Raw genomic sequence first — 4,936 nt, forward strand, 5'->3', positions numbered from 1 at the left:
GGCCAAGACCGCGCGCAAGGGGCTGTCCACGTATCGGCTCGAGGTTCAGGGCCGGGCAGCGCACTCGGGGATCGACCCGGAGCGGGGCGTCAGCGCCATTGCCGAGCTCGCCGAGCAGATCCGGCGGGTGCTTGCGCTGGCGGACCCACTCCGCGGCACGACCCTGAATGTGGGGGCGATGGCTGGTGGTGTTGCGGTCAATGTGGTGGCGCCTGAAGCGTGGGCGGAAATCGAGGCGCGCTACGGCTCCGCTGGCGAGGGCCGGCGGGTGGACACGGCCCTGCGGACGCTCGAGCCCGTGCTGCCGGGCGCCTCGCTCTCGCTCGAAAGGGGACAGAACCGGCCGCCACTCGAGCGGACCGCGGGCGTTGTACGGCTTTACCAGCACGCCCGTCGCCTTGCTGCGGAGCTCGGCTTCGTGCTGGGGGAAGGCTCTACCGGCGGAGCCAGCGATGGCTGCCTCACCGCCGCGCTGGGCGTGCCTACGCTGGACGGGCTGGGAGTCCAGGGGGATGGCGCTCATACGCCGGACGAGTATATCCTGATCGACGACCTCCCCCGCCGGGTCGCGCTCCTTGCCAGGCTTTTCGAGACCCTCTGATGGGCTGCGGCACGGCACGCTGGTGTTGACGCAGCTCCGCGTCGCACCCCTTTTCCAATGCCTTGATTCGGCTCGGCTGCGGGGGAAAGCAGATCGTCATGGGAGCCACGGCACCTGGCGCAGCCTTTGACATCCGCCCACTCGGCACGCCGGCCGAGCTGCGCGCCTGCCTGGCGCTGCAGAAGGCGACGTGGGGCGAGAACTTTACCGAGCTCGTGCCCGGGGCGCTGCTCTGGGCCGTCCAGCGGATCGGCGGCGTAGTGGCCGGCGCCTTCGATGCCCGCGGCGAGCTGGCCGGCTTCGTCTTCGGCATCACGGGGGTCGAGGAAGGGCGCCCCGTCCACTGGTCGGACATGCTCGCCGTCCGGCCCGAGCTGCGGAACCAGGGCCTCGGCCGCCAGCTCAAGCTCTACCAGCGCGAGGTCCTGCTGGACCGCGGCGTCGAGACCGTGTACTGGACGTTCGACCCGTTGGAGTCGAAGAACGCCTATCTCAACTTCGCCAAACTCGGGATCCTGGCCCGGGAGTACCTGCCCGACCTTTACGGCCAGACGGATTCCCCCGTGCACCGCGGCATTGGCACCGATCGGCTCGTGGCAGTCTGGCGGATAGCCAGTGAGCGGGTGCGGCGCCGGCTGGCGGGGGAAGACAGGGCACCCCGTGCGGGCGACGTCGCCAACGTCCCGCTGGTCAACCCGGTCCGTGCCGGCACGGGCGGCCTCGAATCCGCCGACCCGGAACTGGGCTATGATGCCTCGCGCGTGCGCGTAGCCATACCGGCCGACATCCAGGCGCTCAAATCGCAGTCGCTTCCCCTGGCCGCCGACTGGCGGGAGAAGACGCGGGCCTCCCTGCAGAGCTACCTGGCGCGCGGCTACTGGGCCGTCGAGCTGGTGCGGGAGGGAGAGCACAGCACCTATCTGCTGGATCGCTCCGTCTTGGCCTGATATAGTGCCGCGTCCGCGGCGGCAATCAGCTCCTGCGGCGTCTCCATCTCGGGCGCATACTCGGCCAGCCCTGCGCTTACCGTGATCGCGCCCCGCCCCAGCTTCACCACCTCGGCGGGGAAACGCTCCTGGATTCGCTCCAGGAAGAGCTGCGCGCCGCCGGATTCCGAATCCGAGAGCAGCGAGAGAAACTCGTCGCCGCCGTAGCGCGCGGCCAGGTTCATGGCCCGCGTTTCTGCAGCGAGCACTTCAGCGAACACGCGCAGGGCTTCATCCCCCGCGAGGTGGCCGTACCTGTCGTTGTACGCCTTGAACCCGTCCAGATCGAACAGCACGGCTGCCAGCCTGCGCCCGCGTTTGGCGGCGGCGAACTCGCGGTTCAGGTCCCGCTCGAGCTGGCGCCGGTTGGCCAGCCCGGTCAGCGGGTCGGTCAGGGAGAGGGCTCGCACCTCCTCGAAAAGGCGCACGTTCTGGATGGCCAGGGCCGCCTGGTCCGCCAGCGCCTCGAGCAGTCGCAGGTCTTCCGCATCGAAGGGGCGCTCCCGGCAGCAGAAGAGGGCTCCCAGCATGCGGTCCCGCGACAGGAGCGCCACCGCGGCCGTGGGCGAACGAGGTAAGAACCCCAGGCTCTCCGGGCGGATGTAGGGGTCCCCCGCCGGGTCCAGCGTGATACGCGGGCGGCCGTGCCGCACCACCCAGCCCGTGAAGCTGCCGTCCACGGGGAAGCTCATGCCGACCACGCCGGGCGGCAGGCCGGCCACGGCCCGGAGCTCGAGCGTCTCCCCGTCGGCCGAGAGCAGCTCGATCCCCGAGGCGCGCGCGGAAAGGAAGCGGCAGGCCCAGTCCACCACAAGCTGCAGCGTGCGGCTCGTTTCCGTGGACCCCGCCAGCGCGTGGCTGACCTCCACCAGGGTTCGCGTCTGCTCGAGCTGCCTACGCTCTTCCGCTTCCTGCTCCGCTCCCCGCAGTGCCCGCGCTATGCGCACGGCCAGGACCAGGCCCAGCACTCCCAGCGTGAAGTCGGTCTCCAGGCGGGTCGCGCCCCGGGCCGCCGCGTCCAGCCCCACGGCGCCCAGGAGGAGGGCCACGCCGGGCACCAGAGCGCGGGCCAGCGCGGCGGCTAGGCGGCTGCCGGGCGGCAGGACCGCTGTGCGGTCCCTCTCCCTCCAGCCCACGAATCCCGCCGCGGCGAGCACGGCCCAGCCGCCGACCCAGAGCAGCTCGAAGGCATCGCCTGCGCGAGCCGGGTCAGGGTCAGCGCCCGCCGCCATCAAGCCGTTGGCCGCAGCCAGGACGGCGCTGCCGCCGGCCAGCGCCACCACCGCTTGCCCGGGGAGCGCGCCCCCGCGCCAGACCAGGAGAAGCGCAGCAAAGAACAACGATCCTATGGAGGCCAACGGGCCGGCCAGCAAGGCTACGAAGGCTCCCCGCCCGATGGGTGGCGTCGCCTCGAGCAGCGGCTCGAGCACGAAACGGAGCAGGATGACGGCAGAGGCCAGGAGGATGAGGCTGGTGTCCAGCGCCAGGTCTGTGACCGACCCTCGCACGCGGACGGGTCGCAGCGCCAGAATGGCGCCAGTCGCAAGAAGCGCGTGGAACAGTAAGAACAGGAAGAAGGACGGCGCCAGGGCCGCCTGTCCCGCGGGCGCCGTCATCTGCTGCACGATCCACGTGATCTGACCGGCAACGGCCGAGGCCGCGCCCGCGGCGAACGCCGCCCAGGGAGCCCGCCGGCCGCGCGGCGCCACGCGTGCCGCCGCCAGGAAGGCCAAGGCCGCGGCCAGCGGACCGGCAACCAGCACGGCATTGCCGAAGACCGACCGCGTCGTACCTTCCGGTATCAGCCAGTAGCCGGCTGCCGCCGCACTTACCACCCCGAGCAGCCAGCCCGCTAATGCGGAACCGCGGGGCGTTACGGCTGGTGTCGGCGCGGCAACGTCGGCCGCCGCAGTGGCGGCCGAAGGCTCTGGCTCTGGGGCCATTTCTGGCTCCGAACTGGAGAACCGATGCCCGATGTCGGTGCGCGGGAGAGAGCGCCCTGGACGACGGCGGGAATCCAAACGTCGCCCTAATTAAAACTCTCGGACCAGTTTTTCAAGAGAGAGCCCAGTGCGGATCGAGAGGATCGAGCTGCAGGTGATTCGCCTCCGGCTCCAGGAGCCGTTCCGCATCTCCTCCGGTCAGACGCACGAGCGCCGTATCCTGCTGCTGAAGGTGGAGGGCGAGGGTGCGCGCGGGTACGGCGAATGCGTGGCCGACGAGACGCCTCACTACTCCTACGAAACCGTGCAGACGGCCCGCTGGGTCCTCGAGCAGCACCTGATCCCGGCCGCGCTGGCCCGCGAGTTCGCCTCAGCCAGCGAGTTCGCCGCGCTGCTCGCCGCCGCCGCCCGCGGCCACCCCATGGCGAAGGCCGCCCTGGAAATGGCGGTTTGGGACCTGGAGGCCAGGCGGCGCGGCGTTTCCCTCGCCGCACTGCTGGGCGGATCGAAGCAGGCCGTGGAGGCCGGCGTGAGTCTCGGGATTCGCGAGGAGGTCGAGGAATTGCTCGAGCGCATTGGCCGCTTCTGGGCAGAGGGCTACCGGCGCGTGAAGCTCAAGATTGCGCCCGGCCGGGACGTGGGCGTCCTGGAGAGCGTGCGCTCCCGCTTCCCCGACCTTCCCCTCATGGTCGACGCCAACGCCGCCTACACGCCAGCCGAGCTGGAGCACGTGGCCCGGCTGGACGCCTTCGGGCTCATGATGATCGAGCAGCCGTTCGCGGCTGACGAGCTGCTGGCCCATGCGGAGCTGCAGGCGCGGCTGGCAACGCCCGTATGCCTCGACGAATCGATCACCAGCCCGGCGACGTGCGCGCTGGCCATCCGCCTCGGGAGCTGCCGGACCGTGAACATCAAGGCCGGCCGTGTGGGAGGGCACGCGGCCTCGCTCGAGATCCACGACCTCTGCGCTCGGGCCGGAGTCCCGGTCTGGTGTGGCGGCATGCTGGAGTCCGGCATCGGCCGCGCCCACAATGTGGCGCTGGCCAGCCTCCCGAACTTCCGGCTTCCCGGCGACACGTCCGCCAGCCGGCGCTACTGGGCGCGCGACGTGGTGAGGCCCGAGTTCGAGCTGCAGCCGGACGGCACGCTCGCCGTGCCCGCGGGGCCCGGGATCGGCGTTGAGGTGGACGAGGGCTTCCTGAAGACGCTCGAGGTGGCGAAAGCCAGCTTCCGGCGGGGGTAGCGCCCCGGCTTCACGCCAAGACCCGGCTTCCGGGGGTCTTGTGCCCACTCGCGCGCACTCTTATATATGTGCCACTGCGCAGTGACGAGGCAGTGCAGGGCTTCCACGACCCGCTCTCTCCTCCAGCCGCTCCACTCGTCGTCGCTGTAAAGGAACGTTACAC

The 4,936-nt window shown here is 70.7% G+C and carries 4 protein-coding genes; 3 read left to right on the forward strand and 1 reads right to left on the reverse strand.

The genetic code is table 11. The features are described from left to right. Positions 1-601 (forward strand): M20/M25/M40 family metallo-hydrolase (locus HY703_08710; protein MBI4545262.1); only part of this gene is annotated, 601 nt, incomplete at its 5' end. A gap of 98 nt (positions 602-699) precedes the next feature. After that, the gene (locus HY703_08715; protein MBI4545263.1) at positions 700-1,548 is read left to right on the forward strand and encodes a GNAT family N-acetyltransferase; all 849 of its coding nucleotides are present in this window, start codon (positions 700-702) and stop codon (positions 1,546-1,548) included. Here the strand turns inward: HY703_08715 and HY703_08720 are convergent. After that, the gene (locus HY703_08720; protein ID MBI4545264.1) at positions 1,518-3,530 is read right to left on the reverse strand and encodes a sensor domain-containing diguanylate cyclase; all 2,013 of its coding nucleotides are present in this window, start codon (positions 3,528-3,530) and stop codon (positions 1,518-1,520) included. The two genes, HY703_08715 and HY703_08720, sit on opposite strands and share 31 nt — an antisense overlap. Positions 3,531-3,657: 127 nt before the next feature. Here HY703_08720 and menC point away from each other — a divergent pair, with 127 nt between their 5' ends. Beyond that, positions 3,658-4,773 carry an o-succinylbenzoate synthase gene (gene menC, locus HY703_08725; protein MBI4545265.1) on the forward strand — a complete coding sequence of 372 codons (1,116 nt, stop codon included), beginning with the start codon at positions 3,658-3,660 and terminating at the stop codon, positions 4,771-4,773. The last annotated feature ends 163 nt before the right edge of the window (positions 4,774-4,936 follow it).

This window comes from Gemmatimonadota bacterium, assembly GCA_016209965.1.
Taxonomy (GTDB): Bacteria; Gemmatimonadota; Gemmatimonadetes; order Longimicrobiales; family RSA9; genus JACQVE01.

Bases quoted from the DNA above. Each gene is read 5' to 3' on its own strand.
- HY703_08715 (MBI4545263.1), top strand. From the start codon at position 700: ATGGGAGCCACGGCACCTGGCGCAGCCTTTGACATCCGCCCACTCGGC.
- HY703_08720 (MBI4545264.1), bottom strand. From the start codon at position 3,530: ATGGCCCCAGAGCCAGAGCCTTCGGCCGCCACTGCGGCGGCCGACGTT.